General features: G+C 61.9%; 20 protein-coding genes and 1 pseudogene. 9 read left to right on the forward strand and 12 right to left on the reverse strand.

Annotation, left to right across the window (positions count from 1 at the left end; all coding sequences use genetic code 11):
* Positions 1-36 precede the first annotated feature (36 nt).
* Positions 37-1434: an MFS transporter gene (locus tag BCA01S_RS12350; protein ID WP_027777151.1), complete on the forward strand. Its 1398-nt coding sequence runs from the start codon at positions 37-39 to the stop codon at positions 1432-1434.
* A gap of 23 nt (positions 1435-1457) precedes the next feature.
* On the opposite strand, the gene BCA01S_RS12355 is transcribed toward BCA01S_RS12350, so the two are convergent.
* Positions 1458-1952 (reverse strand): DUF421 domain-containing protein, encoded by a 495-nt coding sequence (locus tag BCA01S_RS12355; RefSeq protein WP_027777152.1) that lies wholly within the window; start codon positions 1950-1952, stop codon positions 1458-1460.
* A gap of 374 nt (positions 1953-2326) precedes the next feature.
* Here BCA01S_RS12355 and BCA01S_RS12360 point away from each other — a divergent pair, with 374 nt between their 5' ends.
* Positions 2327-2572, forward strand: a complete 246-nt coding sequence (locus BCA01S_RS12360) for a hypothetical protein (protein ID WP_027777153.1) — start codon at positions 2327-2329, stop codon at positions 2570-2572.
* Positions 2573-2639: 67 nt separating this feature from the next.
* Here BCA01S_RS12360 and BCA01S_RS12365 read toward each other — a convergent pair whose 3' ends face one another.
* Positions 2640-3656, reverse strand: coding sequence for an NAD(P)/FAD-dependent oxidoreductase (locus BCA01S_RS12365; protein WP_042318521.1), 1017 nt, complete (start codon positions 3654-3656; stop codon positions 2640-2642).
* Positions 3657-4016: 360 nt separating this feature from the next.
* Between BCA01S_RS12365 and BCA01S_RS37075 the strand changes: the two genes are divergently transcribed.
* Positions 4017-4454, forward strand: coding sequence for a carboxymuconolactone decarboxylase family protein (locus BCA01S_RS37075; RefSeq protein ID WP_042318522.1), 438 nt, complete (start codon positions 4017-4019; stop codon positions 4452-4454).
* A 167-nt stretch (positions 4455-4621) separates the two neighbouring features.
* Here BCA01S_RS37075 and BCA01S_RS37965 read toward each other — a convergent pair whose 3' ends face one another.
* Both BCA01S_RS37965 and BCA01S_RS34810 read right to left on the reverse strand, forming a co-directional pair.
* Positions 4622-4780 carry a hypothetical protein gene (locus BCA01S_RS37965; protein ID WP_146221212.1) on the reverse strand — a complete coding sequence of 53 codons (159 nt, stop codon included), beginning with the start codon at positions 4778-4780 and terminating at the stop codon, positions 4622-4624.
* A gap of 82 nt (positions 4781-4862) precedes the next feature.
* A pseudogene (locus BCA01S_RS34810) lies at positions 4863-5483 on the reverse strand (Tar ligand binding domain-containing protein); the annotation flags it as partial.
* 249 nt (positions 5484-5732) lie between these two features.
* On the opposite strand from BCA01S_RS34810, the gene mdtD reads away from it, so the two are divergent.
* The 5 genes from mdtD to BCA01S_RS12395 all read left to right on the forward strand — a co-directional run bounded on the left by mdtD (position 5733) and on the right by BCA01S_RS12395 (position 10116).
* Positions 5733-7124, forward strand: a complete 1392-nt coding sequence (gene mdtD, locus BCA01S_RS12375) for a multidrug transporter subunit MdtD (RefSeq protein WP_027777155.1) — start codon at positions 5733-5735, stop codon at positions 7122-7124.
* A gap of 158 nt (positions 7125-7282) precedes the next feature.
* Positions 7283-8203: a LysR family transcriptional regulator gene (locus tag BCA01S_RS12380; RefSeq protein ID WP_027777156.1), complete on the forward strand. Its 921-nt coding sequence runs from the start codon at positions 7283-7285 to the stop codon at positions 8201-8203.
* 55 nt (positions 8204-8258) lie between these two features.
* Complete coding sequence (locus tag BCA01S_RS12385) at positions 8259-8438, forward strand: hypothetical protein (RefSeq protein ID WP_027777157.1); 180 nt, start codon at positions 8259-8261, stop codon at positions 8436-8438.
* A 212-nt stretch (positions 8439-8650) separates the two neighbouring features.
* Entirely contained in the window at positions 8651-9751 is a 1101-nt protein-coding gene (locus tag BCA01S_RS12390) for a glycosyltransferase family 2 protein (RefSeq protein ID WP_027777158.1), read from the forward strand.
* Between the two features lie 143 nt (positions 9752-9894).
* A complete protein-coding gene (locus BCA01S_RS12395; protein WP_027777159.1) occupies positions 9895-10116 on the forward strand; it encodes a hypothetical protein in 222 nt (73 codons plus the stop codon).
* A 48-nt stretch (positions 10117-10164) separates the two neighbouring features.
* Here the strand turns inward: BCA01S_RS12395 and BCA01S_RS12400 are convergent, their stop codons facing one another.
* A complete protein-coding gene (locus BCA01S_RS12400; protein ID WP_027777160.1) occupies positions 10165-11469 on the reverse strand; it encodes an MFS family transporter in 1305 nt (434 codons plus the stop codon).
* 274 nt (positions 11470-11743) lie between these two features.
* Here BCA01S_RS12400 and BCA01S_RS12405 point away from each other — a divergent pair, with 274 nt between their 5' ends.
* Positions 11744-12781, forward strand: a complete 1038-nt coding sequence (locus tag BCA01S_RS12405; RefSeq protein ID WP_027777161.1) for a GSU2403 family nucleotidyltransferase fold protein — start codon at positions 11744-11746, stop codon at positions 12779-12781.
* 56 nt (positions 12782-12837) lie between these two features.
* Here BCA01S_RS12405 and BCA01S_RS12410 read toward each other — a convergent pair whose 3' ends face one another.
* The 7 genes from BCA01S_RS12410 to BCA01S_RS12440 all read right to left on the reverse strand — a co-directional run bounded on the left by BCA01S_RS12410 (position 12838) and on the right by BCA01S_RS12440 (position 24343).
* Positions 12838-14553, reverse strand: coding sequence for a SpoVR family protein (locus tag BCA01S_RS12410; protein ID WP_027777162.1), 1716 nt, complete (start codon positions 14551-14553; stop codon positions 12838-12840).
* Positions 14550-15821 (reverse strand): YeaH/YhbH family protein, encoded by a 1272-nt coding sequence (locus BCA01S_RS12415; protein ID WP_027777163.1) that lies wholly within the window; start codon positions 15819-15821, stop codon positions 14550-14552. The genes BCA01S_RS12410 and BCA01S_RS12415 overlap by 4 nt, the downstream gene beginning before the upstream one ends.
* A 123-nt stretch (positions 15822-15944) precedes the next feature.
* Positions 15945-17867, reverse strand: a complete 1923-nt coding sequence (locus tag BCA01S_RS12420; protein ID WP_013339422.1) for a PrkA family serine protein kinase — start codon at positions 17865-17867, stop codon at positions 15945-15947.
* A gap of 869 nt (positions 17868-18736) precedes the next feature.
* The gene (locus BCA01S_RS12425; protein WP_027777164.1) at positions 18737-19498 is read right to left on the reverse strand and encodes a 2-keto-4-pentenoate hydratase; all 762 of its coding nucleotides are present in this window, start codon (positions 19496-19498) and stop codon (positions 18737-18739) included.
* A 438-nt stretch (positions 19499-19936) separates the two neighbouring features.
* A complete protein-coding gene (locus BCA01S_RS12430; RefSeq protein ID WP_027777165.1) occupies positions 19937-21751 on the reverse strand; it encodes a methyl-accepting chemotaxis protein in 1815 nt (604 codons plus the stop codon).
* 547 nt (positions 21752-22298) lie between these two features.
* The gene (gene rbsK / locus BCA01S_RS12435; protein WP_027777166.1) at positions 22299-23222 is read right to left on the reverse strand and encodes a ribokinase; all 924 of its coding nucleotides are present in this window, start codon (positions 23220-23222) and stop codon (positions 22299-22301) included.
* Positions 23223-23302: 80 nt separating this feature from the next.
* Positions 23303-24343 (reverse strand): LacI family DNA-binding transcriptional regulator, encoded by a 1041-nt coding sequence (locus BCA01S_RS12440; RefSeq protein WP_027777167.1) that lies wholly within the window; start codon positions 24341-24343, stop codon positions 23303-23305.
* Between the last annotated feature and the right edge of the window lie 138 nt (positions 24344-24481).

A 24481-nucleotide genomic window follows, 5' to 3' on the forward strand; every position in this document is an offset into this window, starting at 1 on the left:
CCCTTTTGCCCGCGACAGCCCGCCGCGGCCTCCTCCATGACCGTCGCCGAGAAAGCCCTTATTGCGCCTCTGATCGTCGCATGCGCGATGTTCATGGAAAGCGTCGACGCGAACGTGATCGTCACGGCCCTGCCCGCCATGGCGCGCGACTTCGGGCGCGACCCCGTCACGCTCAAAATCGCGGTCACCAGCTACGTGCTCGGCCTCGGCGTATTCATTCCGGTGTGCGGCTGGCTCGCCGACCGCTTCGGCGCACGCACGGTATTTCGCACCGCCATTGGCATCTTCGTTGGGGGGTCGCTGCTGTGCGCGGCCTCCAACTCGCTGGCCACCTTTACCCTCGCGCGTTTCGTGCAAGGCGTCGGCGGCGCGATGATGGTGCCGGTCGGGCGAATCATCATTTTCCGGGTCGTGCAGAAAACCGATTTCATCCGCGCGATGAATTATCTGAGCGTGCCCGCCATGCTCGGCCCCGCGGCCGGCCCGCTGCTCGGCGGCTTTATCACGACCTATCTGCACTGGCGTCTGATCTTTTTCATCAACGTGCCGATCGGGATTCTCGGCATCTATCTGACGAACAAACATATTGCGAACACGCGCGAGCCGCACCCCGGGCCGCTCGACTGGATTGGCTTTTTTCTGTCGGCGGCAGGCGCGGTGCTGCTTCTGCTGGGATTGTCGCTGATTGGCGGCGAACTGATTTCGAACCTCGACGCGTTTGGCATGTGCGCGGTGGGCGCTGTCCTGCTTGCCCTGTATGTCGCGTATGCGCAGCGCGCACGGCTGCCCCTGCTCGACTTGCGCTTCTTCAAGGTGCCGACGTTTCAGGCAAGCGTGCTCGGCGGGTCGTTGTTCCGCATCGGCCTCGGCGCACTGCCGTTCCTGTTGCCGCTGATGCTGCAGGAAGGTCACGGCATGAGCGCGTTTCAGTCGGGGCTGATCACCTGCGCGTCCGCATTCGGCGGGATGTTCATGCGCACGGTTGCGTCGCGCGTGCTGCATCGCTATGGCTTTCGTTCCGTGCTCGTGGTCAATGCCGCGCTGTCAGGCGTTTCGATCGCGGCCTGCGGACTGTTTTTTCCGGGCACGCCAACGTGGATCATCTGGGTGGTCGTGCTGCTTGGCGGCTTCTTTCCCGCGCTGCAGTTCACGAGCCTTAATTCGCTGACCTACGCCGAAATCGCGAGCCGCGACGTCGGACGCGCAACGAGCCTGGGCAGCGTCGTGCAGCAGATGTCCCTCGGCCTCGGCGTGACGGTCGGCGGCATTGTGTTGCAGATTTCGCGTTTGCTGCACGGACATGAAGCCATCATGTGGTCGGATTTCTGGCCCGCGTTTCTCGTGGTCGGACTGTGCTCCTTCGCGTCCATTCCGGTTACGCTGCGCCTGCCGCCTCGCGCCGGCGAGGAAATCTCACGCGGCGGCCGCGGCTGACACCTGAGCATCGGCCCGCCTGCTCACTGGTCCTTATGGATCACGCTCACGTCGCCATTGCGCTCGAGAATGGCGGCCGCCACCTTGTCTAACGACCGCGAGCCGGTTTTCTGGCGCACGCTTTCGCATACATCGTTCCGTGTCATCAGCGCAGCTTTCATCTCCCGTTCGTTGAACGCACCGTTGTGGTACACCTCACGCTCGACGCCGCCGATGAGCCGCTCGATCGCGGAAGAGCGAACGCACGCCCATGCAAGGACGCGGTGACACACCACGATCATCAACGACGCGAGAACCGTCGCGACGAACGGCGATGCGCCGACGATCGCGCGGCCCAACGTCGCGCCGAGCAGAATCACCACGACTGAATCGAACGGCGAGCGTTTGCCGAACGAACGCCGGCCTGAAATCCTGATCAGCACAAGCGTGACGAGAAACACCACGAAGGCGCGCAAGCTCATCTGCAGCGGGTCGAGATCCCTGCCTTGCCCGAATAGCAGATAGATCGCGTCCATCATTTTTGTCCTCCTTGTAGCGGTCTCGCGCCGCCTGTTTTATGGGGTGTTCTGTGAAACGACTGACGGCACCGCATGAGAGGGTCGAGCGTACGTTACCTGCTGCGTCAAACGGGTCGATCAGGCAGTTGAATGCACGAGTAAAGCCAGGCGGCATCGGCAAGTTTTCCGCGCATGTCTGCGTTCAGCAAACCGCATGCCGTTCGCAGCGCCGCAATTTGTCGAAGTGACGTGTCGCATCGACACCGTGCGACGCCTTGAGCCTCTGCCGTGATGTTCACCGATCGTTGTCCGAAGCTTTCGGACCGCTGTCACTGGTCAGGTCCCGCAATTGCTTGGACCACTTACGATCGGATCAACAACACAAGGAGCTTTCATTGAAACGCGCATCTCTTGCCACGGCTCTCGTGGCGTCACTCGCTTTCATGCACACTGCAGCGCACGCCGAAGGCTGCACCAAGGGCGCGGTTGTCGGCGGCGTCGGAGGCCATGTTGCGGGCGGTCACGGCGTGGCCGGCGCAGCAGCAGGCTGTGCAATAGGCCATCATGAAGCGAAGAAGAAGGACAAGGCCGCAAGCGCTGCGGCTGCCGCAAGTCAGCCTGCGGGAAAAAGCGCGTCGTGATGTAAAAAAGACCCGGTGCGATCCGGCGATCGCAACCGGGTCTTTTTTTGCGAGCGTGTGTGCGACGTTATCCCGCCGCGCTGACTTTCTCCGCAAGTTTTGCGTCGTAACTCGAATGGACATGCACGCGTTTCTTGTCCGGATACGCGTATGAATATGCCTTTCTCAACGCGAGCGAAGCCTCGTGAAAGCCCGACAAAATGAGCTTCTGCTTGTTCGGATAATTGGCAATGTCGCCGACCGCAAAAATGCCTGGCCGCGAGCTTTCGTAGTTGGATGTATCCACGTCCACGCGGCCGCCGTGAATGCTCAAGCCCCACTGCCCGATCGGGCCGAGATCGGCGACCAGTCCGTACAGCACGACAAGCTGTTCGGCTTGCAGTTCGGTTTCACCCTCGATATGTCGCAATGTGATGGATTTAAGCGCATCGACTTCCGCATCGCTTGCAACGGTAAGCCCCGAAATAGCGCCGACGATAAAATCCATCTCCCCTGCTTCCACTGCGCGCCGCATCAACTCGACGCTGGAATCTGCCGCGCTAAAGCCATTTCGCCGATGCACGAGCGTGACGCGCCGAGCGACCTTGCGCAACGCAAGCGCCCAGTCGAGCGCGGAATCACCTCCGCCTGCCACGACAACGGTCTTGTCGGCGAAATCGGCGAGACGCTGCACGCTGTAATGCACATAGCGCGATTCGAGTGGCGCGGCTTCCGCAAGCAGCAGCTTCTGCGGCACGAAGGCGCCGTTGCCGGCCGCAAGCAGAATTGCGGCGACGTCGAACACGAGGCCGCGATCGGTCCGCACGGTCCAACGGCCGTCGCTGCGTTGTTCGAGCGATTCGACCCGCTGTTCGAGATGAATGGGAACATCGAACGGCTTGCATTGCGCGAGCAGCCGGTCCACCAGTTCGCGCGCGGTGCAAGACGGAATCGCGGGAATATCGTAGATCGGCTTGTCCGGATACAGCTCGGTGCATTGGCCGCCAATCTTGCCGAGCGCATCGACTATCTGGCAGGACAGCCCGATCACCCCGGCTTCGAAAGCGGCAAAGAGGCCAACGGGGCCCGCTCCGACGATTAGCACATCGGAACGGATCGATTCAGAGGGCGGCTCCGAGATCGGCTCGGAGGCAGTGTGTGAAACTGACTGCAAAGCAGGCTGCAAAGCTGATTCTGAGCCCTTCAATGGAGGAGGCTCGGCGGCGGATGTCATTCAGTATCTCTTCAATGGGACCGGTGACCCACCATACCGAATCGCCGTAGGCGCGGCAACGATGCCATTACAGTGAGCAAGGACGCTCGGCGAGCCGCCTAGCGGTTTTCACAACGCAAAAGTGGCTACCTCAAAATTGCGAAAAATGGCCATTTTGCAAAGCCAGTGCCGGGACTAGCATTCACTCATCGCATCACCTGATGCGTTCCACCAAACGCCAAGGAGTGAATCATGCAACAACGTCTCGATTTCTACAAAGCCGGTCCCGCCGCCATCAAGGCCATGCTGGGTCTTGAAGAACGCATCGGAAAATCGTCTATTGAAAAGTCGCTCGCGGACCTCGTTCGCCTGCGCGCGTCGCAGATCAACGGCTGTGCTTTCTGCGTCGACATGCACACTGCCGACGCCCGCAAAGCCGGCGAAACAGACCGGCGCCTCGCCACAGTCGTCACCTGGCGCGAAACACCGTTCTTCACCGATCGCGAACGCGCCGCGCTGAAATGGACGGAAGCCCTCACGCTGGTCTCGCACGACCATGTGCCCGACGCCGTATGGGAAGCGGTGCGCCCGCATTTCGGCGACGAGGAACTGGTCGACCTGACGCTGCTTATTTCGGCGATCAACGCGTGGAACCGCTTCGCCATTTCGTTCCGCAAGATGCCTGCATGAGCGCCGGTTGCGCGAATGCATTGCACCGCGCTTCGCGTTTTCATCTGGCTGAGTAAAGCAGTGAATCAAGCAGTGAATCGCAACGCGAAGCGTGGGCGGGCAGCCTGCGGCATCAAGTGGCATCAAGCGGCTCGCAATGCGCTCGCTTCGCGCCGTAGCAAGGCGATTCAAGCGAGCGCAACTTTGAACGCCCCAGTCAGTTCGCTCAACTGCCGCGCCTGATCCGCGAGCGAGTTCGCGGTCGCCGCGCTTTCCTCCACGAGCGCCGCGTTCTGCTGGGTCACCTCGTCCATTTGCGTGACGGCGAGACTCACCTGATCCGGCACGCACGTTCGTCACCGTCGCGCACAGCTTGTCCTGCATCGACGCGAGTCCGCGCAGCAATGTCGCCATTTCGTCGTTCGAACGAATCGCGACGCGCGTCGTCAGTTCGCCTGCGGCAATCGCATCGAACTGGCGAAGCGCGGCGTGCAGCGGGTCCATGATCGCGCGGCGCAACGTGCGCCAACTGAAAAATGCGACTGTGAGACCGATCAGCACGCTGCCGATGCTCGCACTCAACAAACCATGAAAGAGCGCGGCGGAGCGCTCGTTGGCGTCGGCGGCCTGCTGGTTCAGATAGGCCTCCAATGCGCCCTGGCTCGCGTTCATCGCGGCGTACAAAGCGATTAGCCGATTCGCGCGCGTCTCGTCCATCCAGCTCGCGTCGCCGGTGCGGATTGCGTCGATCAGCTGGTCGATGCCGTGGCGCCGCACGGCGGTACGCTTTGCGTCGAGGTCGTCGGTGAGGCGTTGCAGTTCGCGCGTCTTCGGCAGATCGCGGAAACTGCGCCACCAGGTATCCGATTCGCCGAGCAACATGCGCGCGCGTTCCAGTTGCGCGTTTAGTTGCGGCGAATGCGGATTGCTCATTGCCCAGTCGAGCCCGAAGCGCGCCCGCGACATAGCCGTGCCCGACTTGCCAAGCGCCACCACCGACGCGAAATGTACGTCGTACGCCTCGGGCTGCGCCTGGTTGCTTTCGGCCATGCCGGAAATGCCAAGCGCGCCAATGACAACGAGCAGCGCGCCGGAATGTAATCGTGATTGCGATGCGTAGATTGATGGTGAGCTTTCCGGTCATGACGGTGTGTCTCTTCCCCGGTGATCGTTATTTTTCCTCAAGCGGTGTTTGTTCCATTCGCCGGACTTCCCGCGCCGTCGCGATGCCCATATCATTGAAGCGTTTGCTGACAAAACTTCAGACAAGGGCGCCGTGCGCCGACCATTCGCCATCACATGACCAGGGATTCGTCGCATACCGCGCTACTGTGGATCGTCGCCGCCGGCTTCTTCATGCAGTCGCTCGACACCACGATCGTCAATACGGCGCTGCCCTCGATCGCGCGCAGCCTGCACGTCGCGCCGCTTGCGATGCAACCGATCGTGGTCGCCTACACGTTGACAATGGCGATGCTCACGCCCGCATCCGGCTGGCTTGCCGACCGCTTCGGCACGCGGCGCGTCTATTTCGCCGCGATCCTCATTTTCGTGATCGGCTCGGTCTGCTGCGCGAGCGCGCATTCCCTCGGCCAACTCGTGATCGCGCGCGTGCTGCAAGGCGTGGGCGGCTCAATGCTGCTGCCGATCGGACGCCTTGCCGTGCTGCGCAGCGTCTCCGGCGAACAATACGTCTCCGCGCTCGCGTTCATTTCGGTCGCGGGACAACTGGGCCCGATCGCCGGGCCGACGCTCGGCGGCTGGCTCGTCGAGGCGATCACATGGCACTGGATCTTTCTGATCAACGTGCCGATCGGCGCCGCGGGTCTCTACGCCGTGCAGCGCTTTCTTCCATCGCACGGTGAGAGGCAGGCGCCGCCGTTCGATTTCATCGGCTGCGGATTGCTGTCGCTATGCATGATCGCCTTTTCGCTGGCCGTCGACGCCCCCGCGCCGACCCACCAGGCTGCGTGGTCGGCGGCATTGTTCGCTCTCGCGGTAGTGAGCGCGCTCGCTTATATCCCGCACGCAAGACGGCGGCGCAACTCGCTCTTCAAGCTCTCGCTCTTCGGCGAACCGAACTTCAGCGTGGGTCTGATCGGCAATCTCGTATGCCGCATCGGCTCGAGCGCCGTGCCGTTCCTCGTGCCGCTGCTGTTGCAACTGGAACTGGGCTATACGCCGCTGCATTCCGGTCTGATGATGCTGCCCGCGGCCCTCGCGGGCACTATCGTGAAACGCTGGATCGCGTCGCTCGTGCGACGCTTTGGCTACGACCTATTTCTGCTGGTCAATACGCTGGTCGTGGGTTCATCCATCGTCACCTTTGCATTGATCACGCGCGGCACGCCGCTTTTCGTCGAAATAGTGATTCTGGCGGTGTTCGGTGCGGCCAACTCGATGCAGTTCGCCGCGATGAACAGCGTCACGCTCAAGGACCTCTCGCATGAAGACGCCGGCAGCGGCAACAGCCTGTTTTCAATGGTGCAGATGCTGGCGATCGGCCTCGGCGTATCCATTGGCGGCGGCCTCGTGAAACTCTTTTCCGCGCAATGGGGCTCGGCCGCGCTCGGCTTCCGCCTGAGCTTCGTGTGTGTCGGCGCGATCACGCTGATGTCGGCGTGGGTCTTCCGTCATCTCGAGACCGCGCCCCGCGTGCGCGCGCCGGCCAGCCAGGGCGTCGGGCGTTGAAGTGAGCTTCACTGCGTGCTCGCCGTGTTGCCTGGTGACTTCGTCGTCGCTTGTTGATGCGATACGCATAAGCGGATTCCGCTCTGTTCTCGCCTGGTTTTCAGGACGGCGTTTCGCGTTAGCATGGACGCCGTTCACGAATAAGAAAGGACTTACAGATGCCATTTGACGAGCGCATGCTGAACGGCATGGGCGTGCTGACAGCGATCGTCGATTGCGGAAGTTTCGCAGCGGCAGGCGTGGCGCTCGACATGTCGCAGTCGGGTGTAAGCCGTTCGGTCGCGCGGCTCGAGGCGCGCCTGGGAATCCGGCTGTTCGACCGCACCACCCGCTCGGTTACGCTCACCGACGAAGGCCGGCGCTTCTACGAACAGATCGTGCCGCTGCTAAGCGGTCTCGAAGAAGCGGCAGCCTCGGCCGCGCAAGGCGCGACAGCGGTGCGCGGCCGCCTGCGCGTGAACATGGACCCGTTCTTTTCGCGGCTGGTGCTTGGACCCAGACTGGGCGGTTTCGTCGACAAACACCCGGATCTGCAGCTCGAACTGATCACGCGCGACCAGTTGGGCGATATGGTTAGCGACGGTTTCGACGTCGCGATCCGCTTCGGCGAGCCGCCGGTGTCGTCGCTGATCGCGCGCAAGGTGCTCGACACGCGCATTCTCACAGTGGCCGCGCCTTCGTATCTGAAGAAACACGGACATCCGGCCAACCCCGCGGAACTCGAGAGCGGCGCGCATGCGTGCATCAAGTTTCGCGATCCGCTCACCGGTTATCCGTTCACGTGGGAGTTTCATCGCGGCCGCAGGAAAATGGTCGTCACGCCTCAAGGCCGGCTGACGGTGAACGACGTCGGCACGCTGCACAGCGTATGCACCGCAGGCCAGGGGGTCGCACAGATTCTCTCGCTCGGCGCCGAGTCGCTTCTGACGAGCGGTAAGCTCATCGAACTCTTTCCCGAGTGGGGTGATGAGGTTTATCCGCTATATGCGCTGTACCCGTCACGACACCATCCGCCGGCCAAGGTGCGGGCATTCCTCGACTTCATCGTTTCGCTGACCGGCGCCGGACAGGCCGATTGAACGAGCGCAGGCCCGGGCTTTGCTCCACATGGTGAGTCTTCACAAGGAGAAAGCCATGGCCGACACCAAGCAGCAAACCGGCGATAAGCCGGACGACATCGTCCATCCGCAGCCGGCAGTGCATAGCGACAACGAGAAAAGCAAGCTGCCGGAGCGCGGCGACGAAGGACGCGATCAGTCGCCGGCAGATCGCCCCGGCCAGAAGCCGGGCGAAGGCGAACCGTCAGTGGGTTGAAATTAAACGTGGGTCTACAAGCGGCTTTGCTGCATTTGCGCGGCAAAGCTGCATAAATTTTTCCCTTCCACCGCCTTTCATACGCCAGACATTTTTTCCATTTTTTTACCGAATATTTTTTCGGCGTGATGAACTATTTTTCTGCTTGCAGCGACGTATGCGACCAGGCAGACCGGCTGCCGCCCCTTCAACAGATAACAAAGGCGACGCCCATGTTCATTCCCTCGCCCTCTTTCCAGTCCGCCAAAGTGTCGATCTGCCTGCCGACGTGCAACCGGCCGGAACTGGTCGTCGAATGCATCGACTCGTGTCTTGCGCAGACCTACGGCAATGTGGAAATCGTGATCGGCGACGACTCCAGCGACCCGCGCACCGAACAACTGATCGCGACGCGTTACAGGAACGAGCGGCGCATCCGCTATTCTAGAAACGAGCCGCCGCTCGGCCAGGCGCGCAATGTTGCGAGCCTCTTCCAGCGCGCGCGCGGCGACAGGATTATGCTGATTCACGACGACGACCTGCTTGCCACCGACGGCGTCGAGAAACTGGTGTCGCTCTGGGACCTGCATCCACGGCTCGACGCCGCGTTCGGCGCGCAGTATGAGGCCGATCATTCCGGCGCGATCGACGTCGAGGCGAGCACGCGGCTCAATGCGGCGTTCCGCCGTACAAAGGACGCCGAAGGGTTGCAACCGCTGCCCGGCAGGACCGGCCTCATTCAGATGTTCCCGAACAACGGCTGGATGGCCGACGCGCGGCTCGTGAAACGCATCGGCTACAAGGAACAGTACGGCGTGTGCTGCGATTTCGTATTCGGCACCGAACTTTGCCTCGCGGCGCGCGAGGTGTTTTATCTGCACGACTACGTGTCGGTGTATCGCAAGACCGCGGCGTCCATTTCGCAGAGCACGCGCGGCACGTCGGCGGCGGCCACGCTCAGTGCTTACGCGTTCGTCAAGATGCTGAGGCTGCCGCCGCAACTGGAACCTTCACGCAAACTCGCGCTGCGGCGGCTCGCGCCCATCGTGGTGTCGGTACATGCGAGGAACCGCCAGGCGCGGCTCGGCTTCAAGATCGCGCTCGCCCACCTGTTTGCGTACCACTATGGCTTGAGCGCGCGGCTTTACTACCATTTGCTGATGCTCTCGCGAGCCGCGATGAGCGCCCGCGAACGGGCCGTGGCGATCGCCGCCGCTGCGGCGCCTGTCAGTCCGGTCGCTCCCGTCGCGTCGGCGGCCTTGGGCGGCGAAACCGGCGCGGTAGTGAGCGATTTCGTCGCCGAATTGGCCGCCGATACGACCGAGCCCGGCTGATCGTCCGCGTCTCGCCGGCAGCGCAGTCAGCGTTTTTTCTGCTAAGCATCCTCTGCTTAGCAAACACGTATTTGTTGCTTGGACTCGCGCCCGCCGCTGATTACGATGAGCCGGACACGTCATCAGCTTCGAGGTGATTCGCCATGTCCGACAGTGCCTGTTTCAAGCCGCGCGTGATCGAGCCGGTTGCCGTCAATCAGCCGGAAGGTTTAGGGCTCGCGGTGGAGTTGTGGCTCGCCCAACCCGTTGACGGAATTACGGGGCGAGCCGTGCGGATTCATTTGCGCAGCGACGCGAAAATGGCGCAGGCCGAAGCGCTGCGCGATCTGCTGCACGTGCTCGGCACCGAGATCGTGGTGTCCTGAGCAGGTGCGCGGCGCGCTTGTGGAAAGCGCGCACGTGGGTCGGGAGACTTACGGTTCGTGACGCAGGTAGCCTTCTTTCGACGGATCGCGCATGCGCAGCGCGACGAGCCCGGCAATGGCGCACAGCAACGTGACATACCAGTAGAACATCGACTCGCTGCCGACCGACTTGAGCCACAGCGCCACGTATTCCGCTGAGCCGCCGAAAATCGCATTGGCCACCGCATACGAGAGACCGACGCCGAGCGCGCGCACTTCCGGCGGGAACATCTCTGCCTTGATCAGGCCGCTGATCGACGTATAGAAGCTCACGATCGCGAGCGCCAGCACGACGAGCGCGAACGCCGCATAGGGGCTCGTCACGTCTTTGAGCGCGTGCAGAAGCGGCACCGTGCCGATGGTCGCGAAAAGGCCGAAGCACAGCATCGAATTGCGCCGGCCAATGCGGTCCGACAACGCGCCGAAGGCCGGCTGGAGCACCATGTAGACGAAGAGCGCCGCGGTCATCACATTGCTTGCCGTCTTGGCACTCATGCCCGCCGTGTTCACCAGATACTTCTGCATGTACGTGGTGAACGTATAGAAAATCAGCGAGCCGCCCGCGGTGAAACCGAGCACCGTCATAAACGCGACGCGGTGCTTCCACAAGCCGCGCAGCGTGCCCGCTTCCTTGCGCTGACGCGTCGCGGCGGTGGTGGTTTCATCGAGCGATTTACGCAGATACAACGCGATCAACGCGGCCACCGCGCCGATCACGAACGGCACTCGCCAGCCCCATGCCTTGAGCTCCGCGGTGGAGAGCGTTTGTTGCAGCGCGACCAGCACGAGCAGCGCGCACAGCTGGCCGCCGATCAGCGTCACGTACTGGAACGACGCGAAGAAGCCGCGCCGTCCCTTGAGCGCGACTTCACTCATATAGGTCGCACTGGTGCCGTATTCGCCGCCCACCGACAGACCCTGGAACAGGCGCGCGACCAGCAGCAGCGCAGGCGCGAGCGCGCCGATCTGCGCGTACGTGGGCAACACGGCTATCACAAGCGAGCCGCCGCACATCATGAACACCGACACCATCATTGCCATGCGGCGGCCATGTTTGTCGGCGAGACGGCCGAAAAACCAGCCGCCGATCGGGCGCATCAGAAAGCCCGCCGCGAACACGCCGGCCGTGTTGAGCAATTGTGTCGTAGTGTTGCCGCTCGGAAAAAATGCCGGTGCGAAATAAAGCGCGCAGAACGAATAGACGTAGAAGTCGAACCATTCGACGAGATTGCCCGATGACGCGCCGACAATCGCGAAGATGCGGCGCCGTGTGTCGTGGGCGGAGGCCACGCTGTGGTCTGTGAGGTCGGTCATGTTGTGTCTTCCTTGTCTCTTGAACGGAGGCGGCGGTCATGGCGCCGCCTTCAGCACGCGGTTTTCAGCGTGCGCGAATTTTACAGAATCGCAAGTGGAAGTTGGGGGTTTGTTGGCAAGCAAGCTTTACAGCAGGCACCATCGCAGACCGGTACCGGCCAGCTTTGAGCTAATTGCGCGGTTTATCCCTCGTGGTCGGATCGTGAGGTATAAATTTGACGCCGATCGTTTTATACCTTAATGTGTAATAACAGGGTATAAGGAGTCGCCAGCCATGGCCAGCTTCCACAACGACGCACTGCAAACGCTGTATTCGTCCGTCACCGAGCGCGCCAGCGCACAAGGTCATATTCCCCTGCACTCTCCCGGATCGGCGGCCCAGAAGACCGTCGACGGGAAAACGTACACCTACTGGCGCGTCTATCTGGCATCGGGAAAGCATAAGGAAACCTCGCTCGGCCGCGCAGGCGAGCCCGCTACCGAAGCTGCGCTCGAGGCGAAACTACTCGAGAGCGCGGAGATGCGCGTGCTTGCCGCCGAGGTCCAGATACTGCGCAAGGCGAACTTCGCCGCCGCGGACAACTCTTCGGCGCTCACGCTGGCAACACTCTTTAACGCGGGCATTTTCAGCCACGGTGGAGTGCTGGTCGGCTCCCACGCGTTTGGCGCGCTTCTGAACAGTCTCGGCGTCCGGCTGCCTGCGAATTACAGGACGGAAGACATCGACATTGGCAGCACCGGCAGCATTTCGGTGGCTATTCCCGAAGAGCGCAGCTTTCTCGACATCCTTCGTGATAGCGGTATTCCGTTTCTCGAGGTGCCGGAACTGGACTCGCGAAAGCCGTCCACCTCGTTCAAGGCGCGTGGACAGCCCCTCAAGGTGGACCTACTCGTCCCCGGTACCGAGGCGTACGAGACGAAGGCCTTGCCGCACTTGCGCGCCCACGCGACCGGGCTTCCCTACTTCAGGTATCTGGTATCGAGCCCTACTCGCGGCTTTATCCTCGGCAAGGAACACGTGGTACCGGTGATGCTGCCCGACCCCGCCAGATTCGCGCTTCACAAGCTTATTGTCAGCACGCTCCGCGACCCGTCGCGTGCGCTCAAGGCAGACAAGGACCGGCGGCAAGCCGCCGTGTTGATCGACGCGCTCGCGGAAAAGTTTCCAGACTGGTTGACGACGGCCGCCGACGAACTGGAGGAGAACGCGCGCACCCGGGTCGCAGCGGCGGCCACTCAGGCATTGAACCTCGCCCCGGGCTTGTCGGAGCGCGCCCGGGATTTTCTGGCTGATCTGGGCACACACGCCTAACACATAACCCGATCCGCGCGCCGGCCACAACAGCAGCGGGCGCGCCTAACAGACCGTTACGCCCTCACGGCCGGCGGCACGTAGCGGCACTCGTAACGCTTCCTGACCGTGCCGTTTTCATCGACGCTTTCGAGATACACGTCGAACTGCCACAAACGCGCCATGTGCTTGAGCACTTCGTCGCTGTCGGACGAAAGATGCCGGTTGTCACTCATGAAGTGTCGCAGCGTCAGACTGCGGTCGCCACGCGTATTCACCGACCACACCTGGATATTCGGCTCGCGATGATGCATGTCGTACTGCCGCGACAACGCCTGGCGCACATATTGATAGCCGCTGTCGTCGTGAATCGCGGAGACTTCGAGCGCATCGCGCATGTCGTCGTCGAGCACCGAGAACAGACGCATTTCGCGGATCAGATGCGGCGACAGATACTGCGCGACAAAACTCTCGTCCTTGAAATTGCGCATCGCGTAGTGCATGGCGGGAAGCCACGGACTGCCGGCCAGTTCCGGGAACCACTTGCGGTCTTCGTCGGTAGGGTTTTCGCAGATGCGGCGAATATCGCTCATCATCGAAAAACCTAGCGCGTACGGATTGATACCGCTGTAGTAAGGCTTCGTGACGGGCGGCTGATACACCACATTGCTATGCGAGTGGAGAAACTCCATCATGAAGCCGTCTTCGAGCTTGCCCTGGTTGTACATCGTATTGAGCAGCGTGTAATGCCAGAACGTGGCCCAGCCTTCGTTCATGACCTGCGTCTGCCGCTGCGGGTAAAAATACTGTCCCACCTTCCGCACGATGCGGATCACCTCGCGCTCCCAGGGCTCGAGCAGCGGCGCGTTTTTCTCCGCGAAATACAGCAGATTTTCTTGCGGCTCCGGCGGGTAACGCTCCTCGATTTCCTCGGGCAACGGCGTATGGCGCGTGGGCAGCGTGCGCCACAATTCGTTGACCTGCGACTGCAGGTACGCCTCGCGTTCGCGGCGAGCCGCGAACTCCTTTTCGAGCGACAGCTTCTGCGGACGCTTATAGCGGTCGACTCCGTAGTTCATTAGCGCATGACACGAATCGAGCAGTTCTTCGACACGGTCCAACCCGAAGCGCTCCTCGCACTCGGCAATGTAATTCTTCGCGTAGACGAGGTAGTCGATGATGGCATGCGCATCCGTCCACAGCCGAAACAGATAGTTGCCCTTGAAGAACGAGTTATGCCCATACGCCGCATGCGCGATGACGAGCGCCTGCATCGTCATCGTGTTCTCTTCCATGAGATACGCGATGCAGGGGTTCGAATTGATGACTATCTCGTACGCGAGCCCCATCTGCCCGCGACGGTAGCTTTTTTCGGTAGAGAGAAAGTGCTTGCCGAACGACCAGTGCCGGTAATTCACCGGCATGCCGACGGACGCATAAGCGTCCATCATCTGTTCAGCGCTGATGAGTTCCAGCTGGATCGGATACACATCGAGCTCATATTGCTCCGCAACACGGGCAATATGCGAGTCGTACTCCTCGATCAACTCGAAGGTCCAGTCGGACGGGCACGGCAGAGGCCGTCTATCGGCTACGTTCATACGGACTTCCCTTTGCCCCTCAGTGGGCGTTCCGGTGTGTCCCCGTGCTTCAGCGTTGTCGACTGCTCCGGCTGCGACGGGTCGAACCTCGTCCGCCGCTGCCTCGGCATGCCCCGACTGACGCTGCGGCACGCCTTTCCCACGCTCCGGCTGATAGCCGCGCGCTTCGTTGTGCAAGTGCTTGTCCGTCATGACGACGCCACCTGCTTTTCGAACAACTCGCGAAACACCGGATAGATGTCAGCCGCGGTTTCGACTTTCTTCATCGCCATATGCGGCTGGCTCAACGCCAGTTGCGCATACTCGAGCCACAGATTCTGCTCTTCGGGCGTCACCTGAATATACGCAAAATAGCGCACCTTCTCCAGGATGTCATCCGCCAGTATCTTGCGGCACTTCGGCGAGTCGTCGGTCCAGTTGTCGCCGTCCGACGCCTGCGCGCCGTAAATGTTCCATTCAGTCGGCGAATAGCGCTCGTCCATGACCTTCTGCATCAGTTCGAGCGCGCTCGACACGACAGTGCCGCCGCTTTCCGTCGAATGGAAGAAGGTGTCTTCGTCGACCTCTTCCGCGCGCGTGTGGTGGCGGATGAACACCACCTCGATCTTTTCGTAGTTGCGCTTGAGAAACAGGTACAGCAGGATGAAAAAGCGCTTCGCCAGATCCTTGCGCTGCTCGTCCATCGAACCCGACACATCCATCAGACAGAACATCACGGCCTGACTGGACGGCGTGGGCTGCTTCACGCGGTTCACGTAGCGCAGGTCGAACGGATCGATAAACGGAATGCGCCAGATGCGCCCGCGTAGGTGGTGGATTTCCTCTTCGAGCAGCTTGATGTCTTCGCGACGATCGTCGGGGTCGGCTTTCATGACCTCGAGTTGCCGCTCCATCTCGTGCAACTGATTGACGAGCGGTGCGCCGAGTGCGATACGGCGGCCAAGGGCGCTGCGCAACGAACGGACCACGTCGATATTGTTCGGCGTGCCTTCGGCAGCCCAGCCGGCGCGAATGCTCTTCCACGTGGGCACGGCCATCAGGTGAGTTTTGACGAGCCGCGGCAATTCGAGGTCGTCGAAGAAATACTGCATGAACTCTTCGCGGCTCAGTTCGAACACGAAGTCGTCCTGCCCTTCGCCTTCGTTACTGGCCTGGCCGCCCCCGCCTCCGCCGCCACCGCCTTGCGGTCGCTGAATCTTGTCGCCGCGGATGTAGTCGGAGTTGCCTGGATGCACCATTTCGCGCCGGCCGCCCGGCCCGTGCCGGAACGACGGCTCTGCGATGTCCTTGCGCGGAATCGTGATGCTCTGCGTGTTCTGTATGTCTTTGATGCTGCGGTCGCGCACCGCTTCCGAAACGGCGCGACGAATATAGTTCTTAACGCGACGCAAAAAACGCTCGCGATTTGCAATGCTTTTGTTCTTGCCTGCTAACCTGCGGTCGATGATTTGATGAAGCACGCCTCGTCTCCCTTGTCGACTCGTCGCGAGACGTACGCTGCATGGTCCGGTGCTATGTCCATGCAGCTTGCGTCTCGCAGGGTGCCCGCGCGGCCGGACCGCGCGGGCGGCACGCAATGCGGATCATGACGACTTGCGCACGCGCAGATACCAGTCACAGAGCAAGCGCACCTGCTTCGGCGTATAGCCCTTCGCCACCATCCGGTTGACGAAGTCTTCGTGCTTGCGTTGTTCTTCCGCCGAGCCTTTGGCGTTGAACGAGATGACAGGCAGCAATTCCTCCGTGTTCGAAAACATCTTCTTTTCGATCACCACGCGCAGCTTCTCGTAGCTGATCCACGCAGGATTCTTCCCTGCATTTGCAGCTCTCGCGCGCAACACGAAGTTCACGATCTCGTTGCGGAAGTCCTTCGGGTTGCTGATGCCGGCGGGCTTCTCGATCTTCTCCAGTTCGGCGTTCAATGCCGCGCGGTCGAAGCTCTCGCCAGTGTCGTGATCGCGGAACTCCTGATCCTGAATCCAGAAGTCGGCATACGTCACATAGCGATCGAAAATGTTCTGCCCATATTCGGAGTACGACTCCAGATAAGCGGTCTGAATCTCCTTACCGATGAATTCCGCGTAGCGCGAGGCAAGCACGTCTTTGATGAAAGACAGATACTTCTGTTCGGTTTCCGGTGGGAACTGCTCGCGCTCGATCTGCTGTTCGAGCACGTACATCAGGTGCACCGGATTGGCCGCGACTTCGGTCGAATCGAAGTTGAACACGCGCGACAAAATCTTGAACGCGAAGCGGGTCGACACGCCGGTCATCCCTTCATCCACGCCCGCGAAATCACGGTATTCCTGGTACGACTTCGCCTTCGGATCGGTGTCCTTCAGATTCTCGCCGTCGTAGACCTGCATCTTCGAGAAGAGGCTCGAATTTTCAGGCTCCTGCAAGCGCGTGAGCACCGACATCTGCGCCATCATTTTCAACGTGCCAGGAGCGCATACCGCATTGGCGAGCGACGAATTACGCAACAGCTTCTCGTAGATTTTGATCTCTTCCGAGTAGCGCAGGCAGTACGGCACCTTCACGACGAAGATCCGGTCGAGCAATGCTTCGTTGTTGCGGTTGTTGCGGAATGCCTTCCACTCCGACTCGTTCGAGTGCGCGAGAATCACGCCGTCAAAAGGAATCGCGCCGAAGCCTTCCGTGCCCTTGAAGTTGCCTTCCTGGGTCGCCGTCAGCAGCGGGTGTAAAACCTTGATCGGCGCCTTGAACATTTCGACGAATTCGAGCAGGCCCTGATTCGCGAGACACAAGCCACCCGAGTAGCTGTAAGCGTCGGCATCGTCTTGCGCATACTGTTCGAGCTTGCGGATGTCCACCTTACCGACGAGCGACGAAATGTCCTGGTTGTTCTCGTCGCCAGGCTCCGTTTTGGCGATACCGATCTGCCGCAGGATGGACGGATAGCGCCGCACCACGCGGAATTTACGGATGTCGCCGTTGTACTCGTGCAGGCGCTTGACCGCCCACGGGCTCAGAATGCTTTTCAGGTAGCGGCGTGGTATGCCGTATTGCTCTTCGAGGATCGGACCGTCCTCGTCGTAGTCGAACAAACCGAGTGGCGATTCGTTCACGGGCGAGCCCTTGATCGCGTAGAACGGCACGCGCTCCATGAGCTGCTTCAGGCGTTCCGCGATCGACGATTTGCCGCCGCCGACCGGGCCTAACAGATACAGAATCTGCTTCTTCTCTTCGAGCCCCTGGGCCGAGTGCCGGAAGTAGGCGACCACCTGCTCGATCACCTCTTCCATTCCGTAAAACTCACGGAATGCGGGGTATACCTTGATGACCTTGTTCGCGAAGATACGCGACAGACGCGGATCGTTGCGAGTATCGATCTGTTCGGGTTCTCCGATTGCCGTCAACATGCGTTCGCCAGCCGTGGCGTACGCGGCGGGATTGTCTTTGCAGAGCGCGAGATACTCCTCGAGCGAGAGTTCGTCCTCTCGTGTTTTCTCGAAGCGGGTCGCGAAACTGCTGTAGATATCCATGCTACCTCCTCGCCGAAGTCTAGACCGATGTCGTGCGCGGCGCGCTATTCGGAAACGACATCGCTCGAATTCATCCTAAACCCTTTTAAATTTTTTTTCACGAACTACGTTGCGAAAATCGCGCCGCATTCGTCTCCCAACATTCATCACTTGGAAAGCGTGTTTCGACGACCTACAATCTTGCGCGTCGAACGATCGAACAGCTCGCTCACCAAGCCATTCCGACACTTACATTCACGCGATGGCTGCACACGCACACCGCGTACCTTGAAGCCAGCGCCTTGCAAAATTCGCGCTACGTCCCCGCTCTTTCTGCTATCGCACTTTCCTTCCTAACGCATGGACATGCGTTTGGTCTACATGTCTTCGCATCTGTTACATGTCGGTCGACCACCGTTGCATGTGCGGTTCGCCGGCGTACTTCCATGCTGTTCGTCCATGTACGCGATGTTTTGTTCCATCGCTATTCACATCGACTCAGAGATCGTCGTGCCGCTCCCGAGCTTCGCTATCGAGCCGACGATTTACCTGCTTCGTCGCTGTGGCATAACCGCGTCGGCGACGTGGTTGCCTGCATCGCTCGCACTCACTCAGACCTCTTGCAGAATGTGCGCCACCGGTGTCGGCATGTATGCTTCCTACCGCTCGCGCCCGCTCTGTTCGCTCTCTCTTCGCTCTCTGTTAACTGGATAACGGCGCGGCATTCAAACGGTTCAATAGGGTATACGGCTAAGCAGTAAGCGCAGACGCATCAAATGTAAAACGGCCGCCCATCGGCAGCCGTTAAACGCGGTGTTTGTAATGCGCCGTTACAAGAACGACACGGGATAGAAACCGGGCACCGTGTCACATCACACAGTGTCACGGCTTCAGGTCAGTTCGATCTCGACCTCTCCAAGTCCGTCGATATGGCCGCGCACAACGCCGGGTTTGCCCACATTGTGCGCACCGACATAAGAGCCCGTGGTCAACGTCCACTCCGGCTCGATTGTTATGCCCATGGCGGCGCAATGGTTGACGAACCACACTAGCAGTTCGCGCGGATCGCCCGCGGGATTTCCAGTGGCGTCCGGCACGAGCGATTCGCCGTCGAAGCTCAGTTCCAGTTCGGGCGAAACGAAATCGAAGCCGCGCGCGAGTCCCGCGTACGGCACCGGGTGGCCGGTGATCAGTGCTCCGTTATTCTGGGCATCCGCGAGTTGGGCAAGAGGCGCGATGTTGGGCCATTCCGCAAAGCGGCTATCGACGATCTCGATGGCTGGCAGCACTTCGCCGACCAGCGCGAGAACCTCGTCGCGCGCGTAGGCACGGCCGCGGGGCTCGATCGCCTCGGAGAAGCGGAACGCGATCTCGAGTTCGAGCAGCACGCGAAAGAAGCTCGCGTGAGCCACTCGCGCGGGCGAAGGCAGCACGAGCGAAGCGGGGATCGGCGCGCCAGAGGCGGCTCCGCCGGGCACCTTCGCGCCGATCTTCCACGCACCGGTGGAGTCGCCGAGACCCGCGATGACCGCCTGCTGGATCGCGTAAGCGGTGGCGGCGTCCGGCGGCATCTGTTCGGGCACGAGCCCGTCGATCGGGCGATGCTGCCGCCGTGCTTCGACGAGGCGATGCGCGAGGTCGTGTGGCGTCATGTCGGTCCTTTATGGCTGGCGCATTTAACGGCTACTGCAGCGCAGTGGTTAGCGATGGTTCGCGATGGTCAAGAGTGGTAAAGCGGCGACGAGACGTGCTGAGCGACACTCAGCCGCGCGGCGGTTTGCGCGGCAGCGCCCCTCGGGACCGGACAGCCTCAGCGTCGCCGACAGCCGACAGCCGCGATCCGGTCACGAATTACCGTAGCCGCGCCCGTCAATGTACCGGATCGTGAAGCCCGCCAGGGCGTCGGCCGCTCGACAAACGCGACTTAATGCACACGCCATAAAAAAACCGCGCTTACATAAGCAAGCGCGGTCTTTTTTTGCAGGCGACTCAGTCGCCACGGCTTCCGCAGCCGACGCGTCGGGAACGATCATTGCAGCGAACGTTCCCACGGCCCGAGCGGCGTACAGGCCACTACCTTGGACGTCCGGTCAGAACGTTTCCCAGTCCTGATCGCTGCCGGCGCTGGCGACGGCCGCAGCCTTGGCGGGCGCACGCGGCGCCGGAGCGGCTTTCGGTGCGACGGGCGCGGGTGCCGGCGCGGCTGCTGCCGAAGGAGCGGGAGCAGCGCTTACATGCTGAACCGGCGCTGTGGCGCTTGCGCGCGGGGCTGCACGAGGCGCCGCCCGCGGCACAGCCGGGGCGACCCGCGCAGGCGTCGGCAGATGTCGGGACAGCGAGCCGCCCGACATCTGCGCGCCACCGTCTTCCAGTTGGAACACGGCGACCGCGCTGCGCAGCTTGCCGGCCTGGTCTTCCAGAGAAGACGCCGCTGCGGCCGCTTCCTCGACGAGAGCGGCATTTTGCTGCGTCACTTCGTCCATCTGGGTGACGGCGCGCGCCACCTGGTCGATACCGCTGCTCTGCTCTTCAGACGCCGCGGCGATTTCGCCCATGATGTCGGTCACGCGCTGCACCGCGCCGATGATCTCGGTCATCGTGCGACCCGCTTCGTCGACGAGCGCCGAGCCCGACTGCACGCGGTCCACCGACGTATCGATCAGCTCCTTGATTTCCTTGGCCGCCGCCGACGAGCGTTGTGCAAGGCTGCGCACTTCGCCCGCGACGACCGCGAAACCGCGCCCGTCTTCGCCGGCACGCGCGGCTTCCACGGCCGCATTCAGCGCGAGGATGTTGGTCTGAAACGCGATTCCTTCGATGATCGAAATGATGTCGGCGATCTTCGCGGAACTCTGGTTGATCTCACCCATCGTGCCGACCACCTGGCCGACCACCGCGCTGCCCTTGTTGGCGATTTCCGATGCATTGGCGGCGAGCGAGCTCGCCTGGCGGGCGTTCTCGGCGTTCTGCTTCACGGTGCCGGTCAATTCTTCCATGCTCGACGCCGTTTGTTGCAACGCGGACGCCTGCTCTTCCGTGCGCGACGACAGGTCAATGTTGCCTGCCGCGATCTCACGCGTCGCGGTAGCAATCGACTCGCTCCCACCGCGCACCGCGCGCACCGTTTCGGTGAGACTGCGCTGCATCTTCCCGATACCTTCGAGCACCTGCCCCATTTCGTCACGCGATTTGATGACGACCTGACGGCGCAGATCGCCTGCGGCGATCGCGTCGAAATGACCCAGCGCCTCGGCGAGCGGGCGGGCGATTGCCCGGCTGAGCGCCACATACGACAGCAGCGCCGCGAGGACACCGGCGAAGAGCGCGCCGAGACTGACCATGCGAAACATCTCGAAGCTCGACTGAGCGGCCTCGAAACCCTGCCGGGCCTGATCGAACTGATATTTGCTGAGCGCGTCGTCGGAGGTGGCAAGTTCGTTGTAAGCGCTCTGCAGGCGTTTCGCGCCGTCGATCAACTTGCTCTGGTCGCCAGCAACAACGATTGCTGAAAACGCGTCGGCTTGTTGATGCAGTGCATCGCGCTTGCCGACCACGACTTGCGTGAGGCGTTCTTCTTCAGGCTCACGCGGCAGGTCCATGTATTTCTTCCACCACATGTCGGAGGTGGCACGCATGCCGCGCGCGCGTTCCAGCGTCGGCGTGACTTCCGGCGTACCGAGCATGAACGCTGCGCGGTCGAGCGCGAGACGCTCGCGCGCCGCGAACAACTCGGCGTTGCCGATGTTGACCGCGCTCGGCATCGAGTTGGTGAACGTATCCTTGTACGCGTCGTTAGAACGGCCCATGCCGAATAGACCGAACGCGCCGATGCCCACGAGTAGCGCCGCGAGAAAAGCCATCGTAAGGCCGATCCGCGCCTTGATCGAAATACCTTTGTTCAACATGCTTGTTCCTGTAGTAGACGGATGAGAGCGCGCGTTTAGACGCCTTGCTCTATTAGCCTCGTTTACGGCACGTAAGCGGGATACTTGAAGCGTTTATCGTCTGAAGAAAGTCGTTTGGCCGAAGTTAGCAAGAAATGCAAGGAAGATCGGGCGGGGGCGTGGTGCCGGAGATGGGATGTGGTGCGTGCAGCCGGGGTGACGGAGGGTGGGGTTTGGTAGCCTTGGGCAGCGGCGAACTGGGGATGGTGAAGTGGGGAACTGGCTAAGCGGCCGACCGCGGTTGGCGGTTGGCGCTCCGCGGGTCGGCGGGTCGGCGGGTCGGCGGGTCGGCGGGTCGGCGGGTCGGCGGGTCGGCGGGTCGGCGGGTCGGCGGGTCGGCGGATTAGCAGGTCAGCAGATCGGCGCGAGCAAGAAGCGAGGTGGCGTGGAGCGTATCAAGCACGACGGGTGCACGACATACTGAACAACCACCGCACACGCCCCGAACATCGCAGCACGGCATGCAAGGATCGACGCCAGCCGCCCGACGCCTCCCTGATCCCAACACTCAGCCTTCCACTTCAGCCCGCGTGGGAATCGACGGTTGCGCGCCCGCGCGCGTGACCGACAGCGCCGCCGCGCGCTGCGCGAAGCGGATCGCCGCATCCACGCTCGCACCCTGCGCGAGTTGCGCGGCGAAACCGCCGATGAAGGTGTCGCCGGCCGCCGTCGTATCGACGGCTTTGACCTTCGGCGCGTCGTACAAGGCCGGCGCCGCGCCCTCGAGCGCCGCCTGCACACCGCGCGGGCCGAGCGTGACCAGCACGTTGCGCGTGCCGGCCGCGCGCAACACGGCAGCCGCCGTGGCCGCTTCTTCGGGCGAGCCGACGGGCAAGCCGGTCAACGTCGCCGCTTCCAGTTCGTTCGGTATCAGATAGTCGATAAGAGGCAGCCACTCGGCGGGAAGCGGACCCGTGGCCGGCGCCGGATTCAGAATGACCGTCTTGCCGAGCCGCCGGGCCGTGGTCAGCGCCGCTTGCACTGTGTCGAGTGGCGTTTCGAGCTGGCAGATCACCACGTCAGCGGCGGCCAGAACCGCTTCATGACGCGCAATAGTGTCGGGCGTCACTTCGCCATTGCTGCCCGCAACGATCACAATCGCGTTCTGACTCGCATCGTCGACGACGATCAGCGCGACGCCCGTCGCCTCACGGCCGGTCTCGACCGCCGCGCAGTCGATGCCTTCCGCTTCGAGCCCCGCACGCAACTGGGCGCCGTTCGCGTCCGCGCCGACACAGCCGAGCATCGACACCTGCGCGCCGAGTCTGGCCGCGGCCACCGCCTGGTTGCCGCCCTTGCCGCCCGCGACCTGCGCGAACGTGCGGCCGGCCAGCGTTTCGCCGGGATGCGGCAAACGCGGCGCGCGCGCGACCAGATCCATGTTCAGACTGCCGACTAGTGCCACGCGTGCACGCGTTTCGTTACTTGACACTCGCTTCTCCCGAAATCCAGCTTTCTAAACCTGCCGATGTGCATGGCGGTTCGACACACGTCCGAGCGGGAAACCCGCGCTCAAGCCGCGAGATCGCGTTTTCCCGCGCCGGCCCATGTCGACGTCGATTCGCGCACGATGAGCCGCGGCGAGACCACACGTCGTCGACCCGCTGGCCGCGCGCTCGCCGACGACTTGCCCGCGATGCGTTCGATCAGCGTCTGGGCTGCCATGTCGCCGAGCGCGCGCACCGATTGCCCGACTGTCGACAGCGCCGGATACGTGAAGCGTCCGAGTTCGATGTCGTCGAAACCGATGATCGAACAGTCGCGCGGCACGCTGATATTGCGCTCCGCCGCGGCGCGCAACGCGCCGATGCCCATCATGTCGTTGCACGCAAAAATGGCCGACGGCTTGAGCGTGTCGAACAGTTGCGCGGCCGCGCGATGCCCGCCGGTTCCCGAAAAATCGCTTTCGACGATCGCGTTGGGCGGAATCTCGATGCCGCGCTCGGTCATTGCGCGGATAAAGCCGTGGACCCGCATGGCGCTCACCGCCGTCTCGACCGGCCCGCTAATGCAGCCGATCTGCACATGTCCTAGTTCGAGCAGATGACGGGTAGCCAGATACGCACCCTTTTCATGGTCGATCTGCACGAGATCGGCGTTCACGCCTTCAATATTGCGGTCGACGATCACGAGCGGCTCGCGCGCGTCGGCGAGAGTCTGCGCGAGTACCGCGTCGTCGCCGGCAGACGCGACGATCAGTCCGTCGATCCGCTTTTCCTGCAGCACGCGCAAATAATTGCGCTGCTTCGCTGGGTCGTCGTCGGAATTGCAGAAGAACACGCAGTAGCCGTTGCGGGCGCAACCGTCCTCGATGCCGCGCGCGAGCTCCGCAAAATACGGGTTCGTACTGTTCGGCACGACGAGTCCGATGGTCGCGGTGGCGCGCGCCTTCAGCGAACGGGCCACCGCCGACGGCACATAGTGAAGCTGGCGAATCGCGTGCTCGACCTTCGCGCGCACGTCTGCCGACACGGGACGCGAGTTGTTCACCACGTGGGACACCGTGGTGAATGACACGCCCGCCACGGCCGCTACATCCTTGATCGTCGCCATAACCTGTTGCTCTCCCGCCTGTTTTTCCCGCCGGTCATGCTGACTGCCGACCTGCAAGACATCCTTATCGAAGGCACGTCACACTCGTCAATTCTTACGCTTTACCGCAAACAGCCCTGCAACCGCCCGACACGCGCT

The organism is Paraburkholderia caledonica NBRC 102488, from assembly GCF_000685095.1.
In the GTDB taxonomy this organism is placed as follows: Bacteria; Pseudomonadota; Gammaproteobacteria; order Burkholderiales; family Burkholderiaceae; genus Paraburkholderia; species Paraburkholderia caledonica.